At 44.9% G+C, this 21,611-nt stretch carries 20 protein-coding genes; 15 read left to right on the forward strand and 5 right to left on the reverse strand.

Annotated features, from left to right (window positions below):
- Window positions 1–40 precede the first annotated feature (40 nt).
- The 3 genes from R2S67_RS06955 to rsuA form a co-directional block, all read right to left on the reverse strand.
- Window positions 41–700: a DUF2913 family protein gene (locus tag R2S67_RS06955; protein ID WP_046874809.1), complete on the reverse strand. Its 660-nt coding sequence runs from the start codon at window positions 698–700 to the stop codon at window positions 41–43.
- Entirely contained in the window at window positions 700–1,902 is a 1,203-nt protein-coding gene (locus R2S67_RS06960) for a Bcr/CflA family multidrug efflux MFS transporter (protein WP_005393240.1), read from the reverse strand. The genes R2S67_RS06955 and R2S67_RS06960 overlap by 1 nt, the downstream gene beginning before the upstream one ends.
- Before the next feature lie 426 nt (window positions 1,903–2,328).
- Window positions 2,329–3,030, reverse strand: coding sequence for a 16S rRNA pseudouridine(516) synthase RsuA (gene rsuA / locus R2S67_RS06965; protein ID WP_033905117.1), 702 nt, complete (start codon window positions 3,028–3,030; stop codon window positions 2,329–2,331).
- Between the two features lie 121 nt (window positions 3,031–3,151).
- On the opposite strand from rsuA, the gene R2S67_RS06970 reads away from it, so the two are divergent.
- The 5 genes from R2S67_RS06970 to rplY all read left to right on the forward strand — a co-directional run bounded on the left by R2S67_RS06970 (window position 3,152) and on the right by rplY (window position 8,062).
- Window positions 3,152–4,903, forward strand: coding sequence for a DEAD/DEAH box helicase (locus tag R2S67_RS06970; protein WP_021707635.1), 1,752 nt, complete (start codon window positions 3,152–3,154; stop codon window positions 4,901–4,903).
- A gap of 95 nt (window positions 4,904–4,998) precedes the next feature.
- Entirely contained in the window at window positions 4,999–5,424 is a 426-nt protein-coding gene (locus R2S67_RS06975) for a PepSY domain-containing protein (protein WP_012841930.1), read from the forward strand.
- Between the two features lie 76 nt (window positions 5,425–5,500).
- Complete coding sequence (locus tag R2S67_RS06980) at window positions 5,501–6,160, forward strand: response regulator transcription factor (protein ID WP_005378073.1); 660 nt, start codon at window positions 5,501–5,503, stop codon at window positions 6,158–6,160.
- Complete coding sequence (locus tag R2S67_RS06985; RefSeq protein ID WP_317342951.1) at window positions 6,150–7,499, forward strand: ATP-binding protein; 1,350 nt, start codon at window positions 6,150–6,152, stop codon at window positions 7,497–7,499. The genes R2S67_RS06980 and R2S67_RS06985 overlap by 11 nt, the downstream gene beginning before the upstream one ends.
- Window positions 7,500–7,783: 284 nt before the next feature.
- On the forward strand, window positions 7,784–8,062 hold the full coding sequence (gene rplY, locus R2S67_RS06990) for a 50S ribosomal protein L25 (protein ID WP_005393245.1): 279 nt from the start codon (window positions 7,784–7,786) through the stop codon (window positions 8,060–8,062).
- Window positions 8,063–8,209: 147 nt separating this feature from the next.
- On the opposite strand, the gene R2S67_RS06995 is transcribed toward rplY, so the two are convergent.
- Window positions 8,210–8,725: a GNAT family N-acetyltransferase gene (locus tag R2S67_RS06995; RefSeq protein WP_031780335.1), complete on the reverse strand. Its 516-nt coding sequence runs from the start codon at window positions 8,723–8,725 to the stop codon at window positions 8,210–8,212.
- Between the two features lie 749 nt (window positions 8,726–9,474).
- Between R2S67_RS06995 and ushA the strand changes: the two genes are divergently transcribed.
- On the forward strand, window positions 9,475–11,163 hold the full coding sequence (gene ushA / locus R2S67_RS07000; protein WP_041852973.1) for a bifunctional UDP-sugar hydrolase/5'-nucleotidase UshA: 1,689 nt from the start codon (window positions 9,475–9,477) through the stop codon (window positions 11,161–11,163).
- A 414-nt stretch (window positions 11,164–11,577) separates the two neighbouring features.
- Window positions 11,578–11,799 carry a hypothetical protein gene (locus tag R2S67_RS07005; RefSeq protein ID WP_005393249.1) on the forward strand — a complete coding sequence of 74 codons (222 nt, stop codon included), beginning with the start codon at window positions 11,578–11,580 and terminating at the stop codon, window positions 11,797–11,799.
- A gap of 98 nt (window positions 11,800–11,897) precedes the next feature.
- Here the strand turns inward: R2S67_RS07005 and R2S67_RS07010 are convergent, their stop codons facing one another.
- Complete coding sequence (locus tag R2S67_RS07010; RefSeq protein ID WP_048626242.1) at window positions 11,898–12,146, reverse strand: DUF1289 domain-containing protein; 249 nt, start codon at window positions 12,144–12,146, stop codon at window positions 11,898–11,900.
- A gap of 210 nt (window positions 12,147–12,356) precedes the next feature.
- Here R2S67_RS07010 and R2S67_RS07015 point away from each other — a divergent pair, with 210 nt between their 5' ends.
- The 8 genes from R2S67_RS07015 to hcp all read left to right on the forward strand — a co-directional run bounded on the left by R2S67_RS07015 (window position 12,357) and on the right by hcp (window position 21,550).
- Entirely contained in the window at window positions 12,357–12,803 is a 447-nt protein-coding gene (locus R2S67_RS07015) for an META domain-containing protein (protein WP_005393252.1), read from the forward strand.
- Between the two features lie 466 nt (window positions 12,804–13,269).
- Window positions 13,270–14,430 (forward strand): ABC transporter substrate-binding protein, encoded by a 1,161-nt coding sequence (locus tag R2S67_RS07020; protein WP_317342956.1) that lies wholly within the window; start codon window positions 13,270–13,272, stop codon window positions 14,428–14,430.
- 9 nt (window positions 14,431–14,439) lie between these two features.
- A complete protein-coding gene (locus R2S67_RS07025; RefSeq protein WP_317342957.1) occupies window positions 14,440–16,149 on the forward strand; it encodes an ABC transporter permease in 1,710 nt (569 codons plus the stop codon).
- A complete protein-coding gene (locus tag R2S67_RS07030; RefSeq protein ID WP_243327166.1) occupies window positions 16,115–16,762 on the forward strand; it encodes an ATP-binding cassette domain-containing protein in 648 nt (215 codons plus the stop codon). The genes R2S67_RS07025 and R2S67_RS07030 overlap by 35 nt, the downstream gene beginning before the upstream one ends.
- Window positions 16,755–17,366: a CDP-alcohol phosphatidyltransferase family protein gene (locus R2S67_RS07035; RefSeq protein ID WP_317342959.1), complete on the forward strand. Its 612-nt coding sequence runs from the start codon at window positions 16,755–16,757 to the stop codon at window positions 17,364–17,366. The genes R2S67_RS07030 and R2S67_RS07035 overlap by 8 nt, the downstream gene beginning before the upstream one ends.
- Before the next feature lie 126 nt (window positions 17,367–17,492).
- Window positions 17,493–17,972, forward strand: coding sequence for a glycine zipper 2TM domain-containing protein (locus R2S67_RS07040; RefSeq protein ID WP_114322470.1), 480 nt, complete (start codon window positions 17,493–17,495; stop codon window positions 17,970–17,972).
- A gap of 212 nt (window positions 17,973–18,184) precedes the next feature.
- A complete protein-coding gene (gene norR / locus R2S67_RS07045) occupies window positions 18,185–19,714 on the forward strand; it encodes a nitric oxide reductase transcriptional regulator NorR (RefSeq protein WP_258624671.1) in 1,530 nt (509 codons plus the stop codon).
- A 174-nt stretch (window positions 19,715–19,888) separates the two neighbouring features.
- Complete coding sequence (gene hcp / locus R2S67_RS07050) at window positions 19,889–21,550, forward strand: hydroxylamine reductase (RefSeq protein WP_317342961.1); 1,662 nt, start codon at window positions 19,889–19,891, stop codon at window positions 21,548–21,550.
- Window positions 21,551–21,611: the final 61 nt, after the last annotated feature.

Genomic DNA, 21,611 nt, shown 5'->3' on the forward strand with positions numbered 1-21,611 from the left:
GATGCTTTCGTATTTCAATTCTACTGCTGTGAGAAGTTGATTAAGCTTGGAAGCTCAACGGAATCTCAGCCAATTGGTTACCTTCGTTTGCAGGAAAGATAAGGTACTCGCCGTGGTATTTCACCATCGATTTGTAGTCCGTCACTTTATGCACCATAAAGCCCGCTTGCGCTGCTTTCTCAACAAACTCAGCATGGTTGCCACGTACAAACCAGCTCATTGGTTTGACGAGCAGCTCGCCGTCGAAGCAGCTTTCGCATTGATCTGCACATAGCGCCAAAGAGTTTTGACCTTCCGTGAAGATTTGGATTTTGCCACAACCAACAAGTTGCTCAGACGTTGATACTTCCCAGCCAGCTTGCTCCATCAAATCAAGAAATGATTCAATATCGGAGTCTTTTATCACTTTGGACTCTTCACCTTCAGGAAAAAACTGAGCGTAAAAAGCGGAAATACGCTTGAAGATAAACAACAAACCAGCGTCATTACCCTTTGAACGACCCGCTTTTTGCCAACGTGTTAAGTCATCGCCTACGGCTCGACCGAAACGCTGAGATTTAAGTGCTTTGGTAACCCAGCGCACTAAATAATGGTTATTCGCAACAGGGGCATTGGCTAACTTACCTGAGCGATGCTCTTGATCTAACTCTTCAAGTGCTGAGTTAACTAAGTTTTGAATTTCTTTGGTGTAATTCGACATTACGCCTTTCTTCCTAAAGTCCAATAAAACAGTGCTGAAAGCACAGAACAAGCAAACATCACAATGATCATCGGCCAAGCAACATTACCGGGTAGTGATGCCACCAGCGCACCAACCAATGAACCGATACCGAATCTTAACGTCCCCGCCAGAGACGAAGCTGTACCCGCCATTGATGGGTAGCCACTTAAAAGCAGCGCCATCGCGTTACTACCTATCGTCGACAATGTACCGATAAACAGCACAACAAAAGGTACGATGCCCCATAATCCGAAGTCCATTAACCAACTTACGAATAAACCAATCCCCGCCAAAAGTTGCACGAACAACCCAAAACGAAGCATGGCATGAGAGCCAACTTTCTTCACCAAGCGACCATTAATACTGGTCATGATGATCATCGCAACAATGTTCAAACCAAATAAATAACCAAAGTGGTCTGGTCGAACACCATATAAATCAATATAAACAAACGAGCCCGCAGTCAGGAATGCAAACATTCCGGAAAATGAAAACGCTCCAGAAAGCATCAAACCTATCGCTTCAGGGTTGGAGCATAATCTGGCGTAGTTTCTCATCGTAGTGCGAAAACGAAGCGGCTGACGATTTTCTGGTTTCAACGTCTCTGGGATTTTCCAAAGTACCAGTAGAATTACCACCACAGCGAAAATAGCTAACACCCAAAAGATCGAACGCCAGCCAAACCAGATCGCTAGGTGACCACCTATCATAGGCGCGACCAAGGGTGCCATGGTGATGACTAAGGTGACGAAAGACATTGCACGGGCAAAGTCTTCACGGTCAAACATGTCACGCACGACAGCTTGGATAATGACCGCCGCTGCCGCGCCAGCAAAACCTTGTGCTGTTCGCACATAAGTCAATGCATCGATGCCGTTTGTGGTCGCACTCACTACCGCCGCTAATCCAAAGAAAAGCACACCCAAAATCAGTACAGGTCTACGGCCAAAACTATCGGCAAGCGGCCCATGAATTAACTGGCCAATCGCAAAACCTGCCGTATAAGCCGTCAACGTAATCTGAACCGCGCCAGGCGCAACACCCAAATCTTTCGCGATGGTTGGCATTGCAGGCAAATACATGTCGATCGCCAAAGGCGTCAAAGCACCAATCGCTCCTAATACAAGAAACAATAGAAAACTGATTTGGGATTGCGGAGCGCTTTGCGCTTTTTCTGTCATTCTTTTACCTCTTGTTGGAGCCCTTTCGTCAATACTTTCAGAGCAAAGTGAACGTAACGGACGGTTCTCATATCGTTGAATCTAGAAGCCAAAGGCCTGCTCTATCAACGTTCGAGAATCATAAGGGCAAATATGTACCAAGGTGTGACCTTGACGAACTCGACATAGAAAAGCGTGTGAAAGCGAAGTGTGTTTATGAGAAATAGACACAATGCAATGGAATTGATTCCACCATTTACTCACCACAGCCGAAGGCTTTGCAATAAGAGTATGCATGGCTCAGCTAAATGCAAAGGCATATCACTCAGATGAGTAAACACACCGGAATTGTCTAGGCACTAATTTTGGTAGGAAAATTAATTTTGAGCCAATTCCTACCAAAAAACTAGTTCCAATTGGGAACTAAAGAATTTCCCATGCCGATAATTAATTCCAAATAGAATCAATTTCTTCCTGCGTGAGGTAGCGATAATCACCAGGTTCTAGTGCCTCATCGAGTTCAATCGAACCAATACGCTCACGATGTAAGTACTCAACTTTATTTCCTAACGCCGCAAACATGCGTTTCACTTGGTGATACTTACCTTCCACAATAGTTAACAATACTTCATTCTCTGCCTCGTTCACGATCTCCAAACGAGCAGGCAATGTTGCTTCTGATTCATTGCGCAAAATGATGCCTTGTTCGAGCTTTTCCGCGTAATCTGGCTGAATCGCATCGACGAGCCAAACACGGTACGTTTTCTCACACTTATGCTTAGGTGAGGTAATACGATGAGACCACTTACCATCATCCGTAATCAATACTAAACCAGTTGTGTCGACATCTAATCGGCCCGCAAAGTGAAGGTTTTCAATTTTAGGCTCATCAAGCAATGCGAATGCAGTTTGGTTGTAGCCATCTTCATGTGAACAAACAAAGTCAGCAGGCTTATACAACATAATGTAACGAGGACCAGGAGCACCAATAACACGGTCTTCCCACATCACTTCCGCACCTTCAGGTACTTTAAATGCACCACTTTTTTGAACCTCACCGTCAACGGTGATGTCTCCACTTTTGATGATCTTTGTTGCCTGTTTGCGTGTTGCACCCAGAGCGTCACACAAATATTTATCTAAACGCATGAATACCTCATTGAATTATACCCAAGTGATCTCTAAATCTCGGTTTAAAGGTCACTTGGGTATAAAAGTCAGGTATTATAGCGTTCCTCGTTCGAATAGTTGAGCAATTTCACATATTTTCATGTACACACTTCGTCCTTATCAAGCCGACTCGGTTAAAGCCGTTATTCATTACTTTCGTAAACACTCGACACCAGCAGTGATCGTGCTGCCAACCGGTGCAGGAAAAAGCTTGGTGATCGCAGAACTTGCTCGCCTTGCTAAAGGACGAGTGTTAGTCCTCGCTCACGTAAAAGAACTGGTCGAGCAAAACCACGCGAAGTATGAAGGTTATGGTTTAAAAGGTTCCATCTTCTCAGCAGGATTGGGACGAAAAGAAACTGACCAGCAAGTCGTGTTTGCTTCGGTTCAATCGGTCGTACGTAACTTAGATTCGTTCAAAAACCAGTTTTCTCTGCTCGTTATTGATGAGTGCCATCGTGTGCCAGATGACAAAAACAGCAGCTACCAAAAAGTTATTACTCACTTACGAGAACTGAACCCTGGCATTAAGGTGCTAGGACTAACTGCAACGCCCTATCGTTTAGGAATGGGTTGGATTTATCAGTATCACACCCGAGGTCAAGTGCGAACCGAAGAGCCTCGATTCTTCCGCGATTGTATTTTCGAACTGCCGATCCGTTATTTGCTCGACGAAAACTTCCTCACTCCAGCCCGCATGATGGATGCGCCCGTTTTGTCTTACGACTTCTCACAGCTGAAGCCCGCTAACACCGGACGCTACAAAGAAGCAGAAATGGACATGGTGATCGATAAAGCCAAACGTGCGACTCCACAAATTGTTGAGCAAATCATGCAATATGCGAAAGAGCGCCAAGGGGTCATGATCTTCGCTGCAACTGTTCGACACGCACAGGAGATCCACAGTTTATTGCCAGAAGGCGAAACTGAAATCGTCATTGGTGATACACCTACGCCGGAGCGCGATGCGATCATCCAAGCGTTCAAGAATCGTCAAATAAAATACTTGGTCAATGTTTCGGTACTGACAACCGGTTTTGATGCGCCGCATGTCGATTTAATCGCGATTTTGCGACCAACAGAGTCAGTCAGTCTGTACCAACAGATAGTAGGACGAGGATTACGCTTATCAGACGGAAAATCAGAATGTTTAGTGCTTGATTACGCAGGCAACAGCTACGATTTATACCAACCTGAAGTCGGTGATCCCAAACCAGACTCTGACAGTGAAATTATCACGATTCCCTGCCCGGCTTGCGGATTCAATAACAACTTCTGGGGTAAATTGGATAGTAACGGTTTCTTGGTTGAACACTTTGGCAGACGTTGCCAAGGTTACTTTGAAGATGAAGACACAGGCGAACGTGAACACTGTGGATACCGTTTTCGTGCCAAATACTGTGGTGAATGTGGTGCCGACAACGATATCGCTGCGCGCATTTGTCATGAGTGTGACGCAACGCTTGTTGATCCAGATAAAAAATTAAAAGAAGCCCTTAATCTGAAAGATGCATTGATATTTGAATGCACAGAAATGGACCTGTCAGTATTCAAGTCCAGTGATGGTAAATCTCAACTCAAGGTGACGTATTCTGGTGAACCATACCAAGGCGAAGGCAATGCGTTAGTTCATGAGTTTTGGTCATTGAGTACCAAAAAACAAAAACAAACGTTTAAAGACCAATTTGTGCGCCCTCACTTGGCAGACAAGCATCGCCCTTTTGAAGAGGCTTCACCGACACGTGTTGTTGCCAATCAACACCGTTTCCGTTTACCTCAGTTTGTTATTGCAAGGAAATCCGGTCGCTTTTGGAAATTGCGAGACAAAATTTTTGAAGACGAGTTGAAATAACGTCCGCAACATTTAGTAAAACTGAACTCGATCATTCACTCTCTGTTCATCTATATCCGATATACTGCGGCTAACGTTCTAGAAAAGGTTTGACTATGTATAAAGCAACGACTTCTCAACATTCTGCGTTACTTTTCGGCCTTATCACGACATTGATGTGTGCACCAAGTTTCGCCAAGCATGACGACTACTATGCCTCACAAAATGGTCACGCCATCGTGCAAGATGTCGAAAAGCCTGGAACACGTATTGAATTCGATGAAGATCAAGATGAGGTCTATCGCGCGGTTCAACAAGGATATATACGACCATTTTCGGACCTTTACGCCGCAGTAGAAAACGACCTATACGGCCGTATCATCAAGGTCGAGCTTGAAGAAGATGATGATGCTTGGGTGTATGAATTGAAAATTCTGTACAACAATAGCGTCCTGAAAGTTGAGTACGACGCCGCTACGCTGGAAATGCTTGAGATCAAAGGTCGCAGCTTTAACAAAGCGTTAAAGCCACAAAACAACTAAACTGGTCTAATGCGTAATCCCGACGCAATGCGTAACTTACTTCGATAACACTCCAAACATAATAAGAATCACCAATATGAAAATACTTGTCGTTGAAGATGATCCTCGTTTAGGCGAGCAAATCATCGAAACATTAGAAAGTACCGGCTGGGTACCAGAATTATCTCAAGATGGCATAGACGCTCTGTATCGCGCGACATCGGAAGAATGGGACGCTATTGTTCTTGATCTAGGACTGCCGAAATTGGATGGCCTTACCGTGCTAAAAGGCATTCGAGATGAAAACATCAATACCCCTGTCGTTATCCTGAGTGCTCGCGATACCCTAACGCAGCGAGTTGAAGGTCTAAACGCAGGTGCAGACGATTACCTAACTAAGCCGTTTGAAATGGTTGAGCTTATCGCTCGTATTCGCGCGCAACTGCGAAGAGCATCAGGTAACGCCTCTCCTGTGATGCAAATTGGCGACTTGAGCTTGGATACGCGCACTTCTAAAGTAATGTGGCAAGGGCAAGCAGTAAGCTTAACGGCGCTGGAGTATAAAGTGGTCGCTTACTTTATGCATAACCCAGAAAAAGTAATTTCTCGCACCGAACTCGTCGAGCACATTTACAAACAAGACTTTGATCGTGACTCCAACACAATCGAAGTTTTTATCGGCCGAATTCGCAAAAAAATCGCGCCAAAGATCATCAAAACTGTCCGAGGGTTGGGATACCAATTAAATGCCGAATAAGAACAGGCTACCGTTGAACGCAATAAAACGACTGAGTATCAAAAGTCGCCTCGTTTTAGCGGCGATCGTTTGGTTGACGGCAATGATCCTCGCAGCTGGTGTGACGATACCGACCCAAGTGTACAACTATATGGTTGACGACACTCGCTCACAGCTGAGCATTTTTATGGATGAAATCGCCGCTCAGTTAGAAGTCGATGAGACTGGGCACCTCTCACTCGCTGCTCTGCTCTCAGACCCTCGATTTAACCGACCTTACAGTGGTTTATATTGGAGTGCCTCTACTGAGACGAGTCTCGAGCGTTCTCGTTCTTTGTGGGACAAAAAAATCGAATACAAAGGTCTGGATAACGATGCTTACGGCGCGAGAGGCGAAAGGCTGATTACCATCGAAAAAGTTCTGTACTTACCAGATTACGATGGGCCTATCCATATCATTATTGGTATTGACGAAGAGCCTATCAAAAGCACCCTGCAAACGCTAATCGGGCAACTCTGGCTTATTTTAGGCTTATTATTCGCAGGGGTTCTTGCCGTCATTTTACTGCAAATTGCATGGTCATTGAGTCCGCTTACAAAGTTACAAAAAGAGTTGGCCGAGCTGAAGTCTGGTAACAAAAAGAGTCTAGAAGAAACCTATCCGAAAGAGATTTCTCCTCTTATCTTCGACCTCAACGCTCTGCTTTTTCATTATCAGGAATTGTTAGAACGAGCTAGGAATCATGCAGGCAATCTTTCACACGCGCTAAAAACCCCCCTTTCTGTCCTAAAAAATGAAGTACAGACGTTAGAACCTGATACGCAATCCCGTCTGCGTACTCCGATCAATCAAATACAAGATCATATCGATTACCATCTGGGCCGTGCTCGCATGGCGGGGTCGATGAATATTTTATCAGTGAAATCGAACCCAGCAGAGCGTGTGGATGCTATCTCAATGGCGTTTGATAAAGTGTATGCGAGCCGAGATATCTCCTTAATTAATGAACTTGATTCAGAGCTGAATGTAGCGGTAGAGCAAACCGATCTCGACGAAATGCTGGGTAACTTGCTTGAAAATGCCTATAAGTGGGCCAACAACATGATTCGTGTGCACTCCTCTCAGGATAAAGACAATATACACATCATCATTGAAGATGACGGACCAGGTATCCCTAAAGAGAAACTGAGTCAAGTAATCAAGAGAGGTGTTAGATTGGATGAAGCAACCCCTGGTTCAGGTCTTGGTCTAAATATAGTCAGTGAAATGGCACACAGTTACCGAGGTCAATTAACACTGGAAGCGAGCGCTTTAGGTGGCTTAAAAGCATCTTTAGTCTTACATCTCAGCCGAACATAAAGCATATAACGCATAAACTTTGTTCTTCGGACCATGATTAGTAAACCGATGAAAATGAAGCCGATGTGAACAAAATCCAAGCAAAGCGTTAAAAGGGATAGCCTTACACCCAGATAAATCATACCTTTTTGTTGATTTGGGTACGATTTGGGTTGCCCATTTATAAGTGGAATGATAGTATCCGCGCTCGCTTGAACAGTTCCTGTTTCAAGCTTTACCACGAACAACAAGGTCGCATTGTTGATTGTGAACATTTGATTTTTACTAATTTGAGAGTAAATACTATGAAATTCGAAGCAGTAGTACGTACTGAACTAGGTAAAGGTGCGAGCCGCCGCCTACGTCACGCTGGCAAATTCCCTGCAGTTGTATACGGCGGTGAAGAAGCAGCAGTAGCTATCGTTCTTAACCACGACGACATCGTAAACCAAATGGACAAGCCTGAATTCTACGAAGGCCTAGTTCTAGTTATCGATGGCAAAGAAGTTAAAGTTAAGCCACAAGACGTTCAACGTCACGCGTTCAAGCCAAAAGTTGAACACATGGACTTCATCCGTATCTAATTCCCTACCAAGGAATTAATCGGATTAAATCCAAACCTTTTGCATTAAAGATAATCGGACTTACCAACCGAGACATCTAAAAAATTTCAAAACCCCGGAGTCTTACCACCTCCGGGGTTTTACTATATGTGGCATATAACAATTGATTTACGAACGGGCAATGTACTTCACTAAAGTGAGATCCGTCAGCGTCATACGGTCAATGATTTCCGCCTCTTCCTCTCCAGTACGCACAAAACCACACTTCTTGTAAAAGTTAAGCCCCTGTTTATTGGTATCCAGTGCTTTCAAGCTTATCTGCATAACGGGCGTAGAGAGTAGACGCGTTTCTAGTTCATCTAACAATGCACTCCCTGCCCCTTGCCCATAATGCAAAGGAGAGACATAGCAACATGTTACCCACGCCGTTTTATCTTCACAGGTGTGGTTAGGTAGTTCGTAACTTAAAAAGCCGACGATTTCCCCTTGTCTCTCAACGACGATCAATTGGGCCAGTTGCTCAGTCATGACTCGCGTCCACATCCTTTCTCGGCGCTCAATCGTAAACTGATCGATGTAGCTCTGTGGCATTAACCCTTTGTATGCTACCTGCCACGAATCAACATGTATCTTGGCGATTTGAGTTGCTTCCTCTCTGACTGCGTTCCTTACTGTGTATCTCATTACTATCCTTTCTTAAAATTCACCACTTACAAATTCTTTCAACCCTACTCTTTAAATCGAAGCTCAAAGCGAGCAGCCACAGATGCAACGCTTTACATTACTCCATTTCATTTTCATTAATTCAATGATAGTGCACATCGTAATATCCGAAGAAAACGCCTCGTTATTTACGTTTCACTTTCGCTCATTAGATTGAATCTATTTGTTTTAACATCCGGGTATCGAAAGCGGGATAAACACGGTAAGGTATCGAATAAGAATAAATAAACGATATCTAAGGCATAAGATTTCTAAACGGTCGCAATTATAGTACAGAGAGAAATACCCTTTCTGGTGGTATTAAACAGAGTAAGCCAAGATCAAACGAGTTTGGGTTTTACAGTGATCATTTTATATACAAAACATTTCCCTCATCATCAGAGCGAAAATTTATAACGATTTGTGTCATAGCTGCTAAGAAAAACATGAACTTGGCAAAATAATCACCAAAATCAGCGCTATACTTCGCAAAAATGCGCATTGATTCACACAAACCACATTCATTCAATTGGCCACTTCACAAAATAACCCCCTCCCTCTAATTTCAATATACTAAAAACTATTTCTGTTTAATTGGAGACGTAGTTTGCAGGCTTATTAATTCATTTCTCCGATAGAAGTATAAATAAGAGATAGATCACTAAAGTTTCACATTAATTCCGTATATTTCACGCCGTAACAATAACAAAATCACAAAGAAAGGATCCCTTATGAAGTTTTCCAAATCTCTTTTGGTAATGGCAGTGGGCGCTGCGCTAGCAGGATGCGGCTCAGACAGCGATAATTCTCCAGTAACCTGCGAGACTGCAGATTCTTGTACTAAGTTCACCGTTCTCCACACTAACGATAACCACGGTCGCTTTTGGCATAACAGCGACGGCGAATATGGCATGGCTGCGCGTCACACTTTAATCGAATCTATTCGCGCAGAAGTCGAAGCAAAAGGCGGTGAAACCATTTTGCTATCTGGCGGTGATATTAATACCGGCGTACCAGAATCAGACATGCAAGATGCGGTTCCAGACTTCGTAGGGATGAACCTACTTGGTTACGATGCAATGGCTGTCGGTAACCACGAATTTGATAACTCACTAGATATTCTCGACATGCAAGCTGAGCTAGCTGACTTCCCTATGCTGGCTGCGAATATCTATAAGAAAGATACCAATGAGCGTTACTTCGACCCTTACAAAGTATTTACTATCAACGGCCTTAAGATCGCTGTTATTGGTCTAACCACCCAGGACACGGCGAAGCTAGTTAATCCAGACAACGTATCAAACATCCACTTCGAAGACCCTCAAGTTGAAATAAAAAAAGTACTTAAGGAAATCGAAGAAAACGAAAAAGTAGACCTAGTATTTGCAACGACGCACATGGGTCACTACCAAGATGGTAATAATGGTAGTGAAGCACCAGGGGACGTGAAGCTCGCTCGTTCTCTTGAAGAGGGACAACTAGACGCTATCATCGGTGGTCACTCACAAAATCCAGTGTGTATGGAGCCAGGTACCAATGAGTATGCTGATTTCAAACCTGGTGATGATTGCGCGCCAGACCAACAAAAAGGCACTTGGATTATGCAAGCGCATGAGTGGGGTAAATATGTGGGTCGTGCGGACTTTGAATATTACGACGGCAAGCTTCACTTAGCGAATTACGCACTGATTCCTGTAAACCTTTTGGACGACAACGATGAAGTGATCGGTGAACGCATTCAACAAGATGCGACGGTAAAAGCGTTACTACTGCCATACCAACAGCAAGGTCAAGAGTTATTAGATGAGAAGATTTCTAATACAACGGGTAAGTTAGAAGGTGATCGTAACGTAGTTCGCTCTCAACAAACTAACCTAGGTCATCTACTGGGCGAGGCATACCGTACTTACAAAACGGTAGGTGCTGACTTTGGTGTGATGAACTCTGGCGGTGTGCGTGATTCAATCCAAGATGGTGATATCACTTACCGTGATGTACTAACCGTTCAGCCATTTGGTAACTTCGTGACTAAAGCAACTATGACAGGTAAAGAAGTTAAAGAATACCTAGATGTGGTTGCGACGAAATCTGCAGGCTCTGGTGCTTACGCTCAACTAGATAACATCACTTTAGATGTAAATTGTGATGCTGGCTCAGTAACCATTACCGACATTAACAATAAAGGCTTCGATCTAGACGCAACGTACACATTCTCTGTAATCAGCTTCAGTGCTGCTGGTGGCGATAACTACCCAATCATCGATGTTCAATCTACCCAGTTAACCGATGCATACGTTTTACGTGAGTTCTTCGTAAATAATCCACAGATCTCTGCGGATAGCTACAACAAGAACTTAGAAAACATCAAGTACTTCAGTAACGGTCAAGCTGTGAAAGGTTGCCCAGCAACTAATAGCTAAAAACACCTTACACTCTGACGTGAAGAGCTTTTAGAAGTTGTTCCGTCAGAGCCTCCCTAAAAACCGAAGCGTSACGCTTCGGTTTTTTTATTTTCGTTAAAGTGCTGAAAATTATCGTCCTTCATAAAGTGTTCAAAAATTATTCATTTGTGTTGTTGACGCCCATGTGCTGGGCTTCTATGTTTGATAAGGTCTTTCGAAAATACAGATTCATCAACTAACTTTTCGCTATGAAGTTTCGTAGCTTAGTGGATGATTCTAGGAAAGATGTGAATGGCGTTACAAACACTGCTCTCAAACAATTTGTCTTTTTGACCTAAAACGAAGGTGATTCGCCGCCAAGCGTTCACCAATGAGCAGCGATCTGGACGTCAATATGTTCAAACTGCTGCCATCGAGTTCAGGAGGTCAAAAATGAAACGAGCCAGCAATAGCTACAGACTTCAAATGATCAAAGAAGTGGTTACCCGTAGAGAGCGCGAAGCTTGCACGGATCCTATGGCGAGATACATTCATCAGCTGATGGATGAACGCCCGACAAGTAAATTAGATGTTGAATTCAATCATCGATTTTCAGGAAGCCACTTTGACGAACATGCTGGGGGATGGGTCAGTGACCGTTGGTCAATGAAGTAGCGCTAATTTAACGAGTTTGCCTTACACGCACCGCATAGTAAGAGCTAATACAGTCCCGGCTCATCATTGATTATTGCCGAGCCGGGATAATTCGAAATTTAAAAGAGATTTTGCTGTGGTGATAATTCTTCTTGAGACTCTTCTGCCTTTCCCTTCCCTGCCAATACCTTTCTTCTATAGCGCTGACGGCATAGCTTAATTACATGCAACTGTTGAGCAGGGGTATAAGTGAGCCAGTTAAATCGCTCTTCTCTTTTACGCATACATCCTTTGCAATACCCTTTCTCGTCAACACTACAAATACCAACGCAAGGGTTTGGGACGGTAAAAAACTCTAGTTGCTCCATGCTCTAACCGTTTTTTGCTCGCTGTGCTGTAATGATATTATAACGACTTCAATATACGCTCCCAACCGTGCTATACATCTTGCACCTCGAAGCCGTTTGAGTATATAAACTGGACTCTGTCACAGTAATACGAAACTATTACCTTATGCTGACAAAAACAGTGTTTTATTACCTATACTTACCACGTTTTCTAAAAACGGAGTCTATAAAATGAAGCTTAGCCTAAAAACGTTAGTTACAGCAATCTCTCTTCCTGTTCTTATGACTGCATGTGCTAGCAACGGTGACAATGTGAAAGAAATTACGGCTCAAGATTTACAGCACCATAATTGGGAGCTGGTTCAGATTGATGGTAAAAACATCGAATTAAAAGAACGTCAGCAAGCGCCTCGCTTAGAAATCGGAGAAAATCTGACTGCAAATGGTAACGCGGGGTGTAACAACTTCTTTGGTCAAGCTGAACTAAAAAACAATCAACTACGCATCGAAAAAATGGGAATGACCATGAAGATGTGTATGGATGACCAAATGAAAATTGAGCAAGCGATGTCTGAAACTCTTACTGAATGGAGTGATATAACGCTAACCAAAGAAGGGCTAATGCTTAAAAATGACGATCACGAACTAACGTTTCAGTTGCGTGATTGGGTAAACTAAGTCCCATTTCATATTCTAAGAGCAGCCATAAGATGGCTGCTTTTTTTATGCCTCCTAATCAATATCAAAGCAGGCTGGATGTCTGTTTCGCACGCTTCGATTAGCAAAATCGTTTAAAACGACAAACTCTTTCCCTCTTTACGCCCTCAACGCCATGTCTACGACGCGGGTTCAGTCTTCCAAATCAACATATCGAAGTTGCTTGAGGACAATAATTTTCAATTACTTGAAAGAATATCGTCAAACAAGCGGTCCGCTCTTGTATACCTAAAACGACACCAGAATTGTTCTTTCTTCGTTTTGCTTCACATTGAGAATAATTCTTTGAATCAATGAGTGATTCCGTTTGGGATTGGCATTGATAATAGAGAGAGATGGATTACTATCCTTGTAACAAAGCGGAGCGACTTGTTTAGACGTCAATAACGCCGGAAACGAGAATAAAAAGACATAACACGGAATAGATATGAAAAAGCTACTCAGTACCGTTGGCATTTTAGCCACCACTTTCGCGACATCTTCTTTTGCCAACTCATCGGTTGCTAGTGAATGGCAAAAAATCGAACAACAAGCCGACGGACAATCCGTCTACTTTCATGCTTGGGGCGGAAGCCAAGAAATTAATCGCTACATCCAGTGGGCGAGTAGAGAGCTAAAATCGCGTTATAACGTGACGCTAAACCACGTTAAAGTCACCGATATTTCTGAGACCACCACTCGACTTATCGCAGAAAAAGCCGCAGGTAAAAACAGCGGTGGCAGTGTTGATATGGTTTGGATCAATGGCGAAAACTTCAAATCAATGAAGGATAACCAATTGCTGTTTGGTCCTTTTATTGAAGGGTTGCCAAGCTGGCAGTACGTTGATAAATCATTGCCAATTGATGTGGATTTTTCAGAGCCGACTGAAGGTCTGGAAGCACCTTGGGGTGTGGGGCAATTAGTGTTTATTCACGATGAGCAAACCCTGCATAACCCTCCTCGATCTTTTGCTGAAATGCTGAGTTACGCAAAAGCGTTTCCAAATCGCCTAACTTACCCTCGCCCACCAGAGTTTCATGGCACAAGCTTTATTAAAGCATTACTCATTGAACTGTCTAACAACGCCCCTGCTCTGCAACAACCAGTTACCGATGACACGTTTGAACAAGTTACTCAACCGCTATGGGCTTACCTAGATGAGTTCCATAAAGTCGCTTGGCGCGGTGGTAAACAGTTTCCAGGCGGTACAGCAGAAACCCTTCAACTACTGGATGATGGTCAGACTGACCTGGCAATTACCTTTAACCCGAACGCGGTTTTCTCTGCGCAGTCGAGCGGTAATCTTGCAGAAAGCACCAAAGCGTATGCGATGGACGCAGGTGCACTCTCAAACATTCACTTCTTAGCGATTCCTTGGAACGCAAATGCCAGTGCTGGTGCGCAAGTTGCGATAAACTTTTTATTGAGCCCTGAAGCACAATCTCGCAAAGGTAACCTTAACATCTGGGGCGATCCTTCAGTGCTAAGCAGCCAATACCTAACAGGTTCGGCTAAACATACTCAACAATTCAAATCTATCGCTGAGCCGCATCCAAGTTGGCAATCTGCCTTAGAAAAAGAATGGTTGAAACGCTACGGGAATTAATAAGAGCCCATGTTAAGAGCGCTATATTTAGTCATTATCGCAGTTTGTATTTTGCCTACCATTCCGGGACTACTCGGAGTGGTGGTCTCTGCGCTCGGTTATGTGCCTCCTATCGGCTTGCACCACTTTTCTTTAGATGGCTTTAACGCTGTTTTTGATTGGGAGGGTGTTTGGACATCCATCGGGCTGACTTTCTACTCTGCCATTTTCAGTAGCTACTTGGCTTGCTTGATCACATTTGCGATTTTGCAAGCATCGTGGGGCAGCAAGTTTTGGCGAAAAATTGAAGTAAGCCTCTCGCCACTTCTTGCCATGCCGCACGTAGCGTTTGCGATTGGCTTTGCGTTCTTGTTTGCCCCAACTGGTATGGGCGTTAGGGTTCTCAACCAACTGTTTGGTTACGATCCCAATGCGCAAACGGTGAATGACTTAGCATTGCTGATTAAAGATCCGCATGCACTCGGTTTGATCATCATGCTTGCGATTAAAGAAGTGCCGTTTTTATTGTTGATGAGTATTCCAATTCTTCAGCAATTGAAAGTCGATAAGATTGAAAAAGTCAGTCACTCAATGGGCTACAGTTCGGCGCAAGCGTGGTGGAAATGCTTGTTCCCACAGTGGATAGCAAAACTGCGCTTTCCAATGCTGGCGGTATTGGCTTACAGCTTGTCGGTTGTCGATGTTGCATTGATTATTGGCCCTACCAACCCACCAACATTTGCGGTTTTAGTGTGGCAGTGGTTTAACGACCCTGATTTATCGCTACTACCAAGAGCTGCCGCAGGCGCGGTAGTGTTGTTTGCGATCGCTAGCCTTGTGATTGGATTTGCACGCTTAATGGAATGGTGTATTACCAAAGGCTTCAAACACTGGCAGTACTCTGGTCGAAACGGGTTTCGTTTACCCGGTAAAACCCTATTTTCACTGATCGCGCTACTTGCACTTCTAATGATTCCACTCATGGTGGTGTGGAGCTTTGCTCAACGCTGGCGCTTTCCAGATTTACTACCGAGCCGCTATAGCCTACGTTTTTGGGAATACGAGTGGCACAGCATTCTTGGCACACTGGAGCAGAGCATGCTGATTGCCGTTATCAGCGCGACCGTCGCTCTAGCCCTTGCCTTGATCGCACATGAGTATCGACTTCGTTATCGCTGGCAGGTGCCCGGTTACATCATCGCCATCCCAATGCTGATTCCTCAGCTATCGGTGCTATTCGGTATGCAAGTAGTGACACTGTATTTTAACAGTAACGCGTATTTCTTTTGGGTATGCTGGGCGCATGTGTTCTTCGCATTCCCATTTATTTACCTCTCGCTAGACGGCCCGTGGCGCAGCTTCGACAATGGGTTAACTCGAGTCGCACTCAGCTTGGGTAAATCACCGATGCAAGCTTGGTTAAAAGTGAAACTGCCAATCCTCCTACCTGCAATTACATTCGCATGGGCGGTCGGTATTAGCGTAAGTCTGGCGCAATACCTACCGACACTGGTGCTAGGGGCTGGGCGCATTAGCACCATCACCACCGAAGCCGTTGCGCTATCCAGTGGTTTTGACCGACGTGTCACCGCGATTTATGCCATTTGGCAAGCACTCTTGCCGTTCTTGTTCTTCTCTTTTGCGATACTACTAAGCCGCTTACACGTGAAGTATCGCCGCTTGTCTATAAAAGGTTTACTACTGAATGAGTCTTTGTCTCGAAAACCTCGCCATCCGTAAAACCAATGGCGACACGCTTTTCTCAGCGTTCAACATGACCGTAGAGAAAGGTGAAATTGTTACTCTGATGGGACCAAGCGGTTGTGGTAAATCCACTTTGTTGGATGCCATTGCTGGACACCTCTCCGCCGAGTTCAACTACTCTGGCTCCATTACGCTTGATAACGAACAGTTGGATGCCCTCCCTGCACATAAGCGGCAGGTTGGTATTCTGTTCCAAGAAGATTTGCTCTTCCCTCACTTAACGGTGTGGGAGAACCTTGCATTCGCGCTACCAAACTCAATCAAAGGTGAGGAGCGTAAAGCACACGCCATGCAAGCACTGAAGAACATTGCATTGACCAAACTTGCCGAATCCTTCCCAGATCAAATCTCCGGAGGACAACGCGCCCGTATCTCATTGACTCGTATGCTGCTGGCAAAGCCGAAAGTTGCGCTACTTGATGAACCCTATAGCAAGTTGGATAAAGACCTGCGTGTACAATTTCGCAATTGGGTGGTCGAACAATTACAGCAAGCGAACATCCCTACTTTGATGGTAACGCACGATGAGGATGATATTCCTAATGGCAGCCGCTGCCTAAATTGGCCGTGGGAGACAAACCATGCTTGATAGCCTGAGTATAAAGCTCATCCGCAAACCGCTGGCCATCAGTGCGACATACCTCGATAAATGTGGCATCACCGCAAATCAGACGACAGTATTTGGTTTTGTGCTTGGCTGTTTTGCCCTACCGGCTTTGATTGCCGAACAGTACTTGTTGGCGTTGCTGTTTATTTTGCTGAACAGAATCTGTGATGGATTAGACGGTGCACTGGCGAGGATTCAAGGCATTACCGATGCCGGAGGCTTTCTCGATATCAGCTTAGATTTTCTGTTCTATTCCCTGATTCCTTTTGGTTTTGTGTTAGCAAACCCAGAACAAAATGCCATTGCAGGGGCATTTTTGATTTTTTCCTTTGTCGGAACGGGAAGCAGCTTTTTGGCTTTTGCCATCATGGCAGGGAAACAAGGCATCGATAATCCGGTGTATAAACACAAATCTCTCTACTACATGAGCGGTTTAACCGAAGGCACGGAAACCATCGGCTGTTTTGTGCTGTTTTGCCTGATGCCGCAGCACTTTTCGGTCATTGCTTACATTTTTGGTGCGGCATGTTGGTTTACCACAGTTACGCGAATTTACTCTGGGTTTCATACGCTAAAAGGCCGTTAACATCGCTCAGAAATGTACGTATTCTTGAGAAAGAACATCACTAAGCGGCTGTTTATTAACGCATCAAAGCACATGCTAAATTGAGGTATATACTCTTTGGATGGAGAGAAATCATTCGGAGGCTATATGAAAAAATACGTCAAGCTAGGTATGCTGCTCATCATGTCTTGTATTGTTATGCTTAGCGGCTGTACCTCACCTAACCCGTACGGAGATGCATACGGCTCTTCAGACACGCGCAAAGTTCAGCAGGTTTACTACGGAAAGATAGAGAAAGTTGAACCAGTAACCATTGATGCCTCTACCCAATCCAACGCCATAGGTACAATCGCTGGTGCCGCCGTGGGTGGTATATTAGGCTCAAAAGTCGGGGGCGGCTCTGGCTCGGATATCGCAGCTATTGGTGGTGGTCTGCTGGGTGGTTATGCCGGCAGTAAAGCCGCTGAAGCAACCGCGAAACGAAATGGTGTGAATCTGACTATTCGCTTAGAGGATGGAAAAATAATCTCTGTCGTTCAAGAAGCAAACCCAAACATGATTTTTCAGCCAGGACAAGCCGTTCAAATCAACATGTCTGGCAATGAAGCAAGGGTTGTTCCTCGCTAATTTGAACGCGGTAACTCCTTTCCATTGGTCTGCTGTTTTGGCTCAAAGAGCTTAATCCGCGCAAGCGTACGTTGCTTACTCATCGGCTTGCGCGACTCTATTTGTATCAAGTTTGATCGTCGTCAATGGAACATCAATCTCCCACACCTTTCGATGTTCAAATGACATCAAGTTGCTAGCATGAGCCCATTCTAGATAACTTTGGGCTTGTTATGACTCCGACTGTTGACCACGTACTCCTTAATATCGCGCTAAACCTCAGCTCTAATCGCTCTCACGAACAGCAATATCAAAACCTCATTGATGGGGTCGCGCAAGTATTCCCATGTGATGCGAGCTGCCTGTTTATCTTCGATGAGGATGGGTTTCTGACTCCTGTCGCGGTAAAAGGCTTATCCAGCTCGGTCTTAGGTCGTCGCTATTTCCCCAAAGCGCATCCACGCTTAGATGCCATTATTCATAGCCGCGAACCGGTGCGTTTCGATGCCGATTGTGCGCTTCCGGATCCTTTTGACGGCACACTATTAACCGAAGACCAGTGCATTGATGTACACGATTGTATGGGTTTTAGCTTGTATGTAGAAGGCCAACTTGTTGGCGCACTAACTATGGATGCCCTAACGGTGGGCGCGTTTGATGACATCGATCCTGTCGCTATCGAAACCTTGGCGGCTTTGACCGCTGCGACATTGCGTAACATTGCTCAATTAAAAGCGCTCAAAGCACAAAACCAAAAGCAGAAAAGCGTCACTCAAACCCTTATCCAACAAGCCCGTTCCCAACATGGCGAAATGGTAGGCTTGAGCCAGCAGATCAACCAGTTACGAAACAACATTGCGACCGTTGCTCAATCGGATTACGCGGTACTTATCACAGGAGAGACCGGTACTGGTAAAGAACTGGTCGCGCACTCGGTGCACGCGCAATCTCATCGTAGCGATAAGCCGATGATTTACGTCAACTGTGCAGCCCTGCCTGAAGGGTTGGCAGAGAGTGAACTGTTTGGTCATGTCAAAGGCGCATTCACTGGAGCCAATAGCCACCGCGCCGGTAAGTTTGAACTGGCAGACGGCGGAACTATCTTCCTCGATGAAGTGGGCGAACTGCCTTTGATTTTACAGGCAAAATTGCTGCGCGTAATTCAGCAAGGCGAGCTGCAACGAGTAGGTAGCGATCAGCATTTGATGGTCAATGTGCGCATCATCGCCGCGACCAATCGACAGCTGGAAAAAGAAGTCGAAGCTGGCGCATTTCGAGCAGACCTTTTCCACCGTTTAAACGTATTCCCAATCCAAGTTCCCCCACTTCGTGCCCGTGACGGTGATATTCCCGTTTTAGCCGGATATCTGTTAGAAAAGGTACGCCAACAATTTAATGCGCCCAATCTGCACGTTCACCCTAAAGTGTTGACTCAACTGGAGTCTTTACCTTGGTACGGAAACGTACGCGAGCTCGAACATACGTTAACTCGCGCGGCTTTACACGCCATTCAACAAGGTGCGAGCACGATCATGCTTAACCATTTCGACACCTCATTGGCTCTCGATGATGTAAAAAACACATCGCATTATCTGCCTAAAGAAAGCCAGCCAATGCGAGAGCTAATAGAAAGCTATCAACGTGATTTAATTGAACATGCTTTGAGCCAAACTGGTGGCGTTTGGGCAAAAGCAGCGGAGTTTTTACAAATGGATCGCGGGAACTTATATCGGATGGGTAAAAAGCTCGGGATCAATAAATAAACAACCACAAGAAGCCGATGTAATTAAGACATCAACTGCGTTGTCTTAATTACATCAACCACTCATCTAAAAACGATAAAATTAAATACAAATCAATAAGATAACAATTGGCACGCATTCTGCTCTCTAGTGGTCAACATCACGACTATTAAAACAATCACTGGAGAACCCAATATGTTCTGTATTCAATGTGAACAGACAATTCAAACCCCTGCTGTTAAAGGTTGTTCTTTTGCACAAGGCATGTGTGGCAAAACTTCTGAAGTATCAGACCTACAAGACGTGTTGGTTTACACATTGCAAGGGGTTTCTTTTTGGGCATCAAAAGCACTTGAATTCAACATCATTAACGATGAAATCAACCAATGGGCACCCAAGGCATTTTTCTCTACATTGACGAACGTTAACTTCGACCCTGAACGTATCCTGGAGTTAACTTCTCAAGCTGCAACGTACAAAGCACTGCTCAAAGAGCAAGTAATGTCTGCTGCGACTTTGTCAAACACCAACCTTACTGACATTCCTGCCGTTGCCAACTTCGAGCTACCAAACAGCGCAGAAGCGATCTTAGCTTTTACTCCTCAAGTCGCGGTTAACCGTGGTAAGGACCAAGTACATGAAGATGTTATTGGCCTACGCCTACTTTGCCTATACGGCCTTAAGGGTGCCGCAGCATACATGGAGCACGCACGCGTTCTTGAGCAAACCAACAACGATATCTATGCCGAATACCATGAAATCATGGCGTGGTTGGGCACCGATCCTGAAGATCTCGGCGAGCTACTTGATTGCTCAATGCGCATTGGCCTGATGAACTACAAAGTGATGGAAATGCTCGACCAAGGCGAAACAACGACCTTCGGCCATCCAGAACCAACCACGGTGAACGTCAAGCCAGTAAAAGGCAAATGTATCCTTGTCTCTGGCCATGATTTGCATGACCTAGAAAAAATCCTGCAACAGACCGAAGGCAAAGGCATTAACGTTTACACCAACGGTGAAATGCTGCCTGCACACGGCTACCCTGAGCTGAAGAAATACTCTCATCTTGTCGGTAACTACGGCAGCGCATGGCAAAACCAGCAGAAAGAATTCGCCAACTTCCCTGGTGCAATCGTAATGACGTCAAACTGCTTGTTGAATCCAAATGTGGGTCAATACGCAGACCGTTTATTCACTCGTAGTATTGTTGGCTGGCCTGGTGTGACTCACATCGAAGGCGATGATTTTAGCCAAGTGATTGAATGTGCTTTAGCGCAAGACGGTTTCCAACACGATGAAATCGAACACCACATCACGGTTGGTTTTGGTCGCAATGCACTGATGAACGCCGCCCCTGCGGTTATCGACCAAGTGAAGCAAGGCAACATCAAACACTTCTTCCTAGTCGGCGGTTGTGATGGTGATAAAGCGGAACGCAGCTACTACACCGATTTTACGGCTGAAGCGCCAGAAGACACGCTAATCCTGACCTTGGCGTGTGGTAAGTTCCGCTTCAACAAGAATACGTTCGGCGATATCAACGGCATCCCTCGCCTATTGGATGTGGGCCAATGTAACGATGCTTACTCTGCAATCCAGCTTGCACTTGCACTGGCGCAAGAGTTTGACTGTGACATCAATGAACTACCACTCACGCTTGTGCTTTCTTGGTTCGAGCAAAAAGCGATCGTTATCTTGCTAACGCTATTTGCATTGGGCGTGAAAGGCATTTACACAGGCCCTACTGCACCGGCATTTCTAACGCCAAACCTAATCGCCATCATCCAAGAGAAGTTCGATATGCGCAGTATTGGCAATGTTCAGGATGATCTAAAAGCCATCCTAGCAGCCTAATAAACCTACTTGTTACGCGCCTCCTTACGTGGAGGCGCTATCTATTTCGAACTAAAAATAG

The sequence above is a fragment of the Vibrio sp. T13N genome (assembly GCF_032970445.1).
Lineage (GTDB): Bacteria > Pseudomonadota > Gammaproteobacteria > Enterobacterales > Vibrionaceae > Vibrio > Vibrio diabolicus.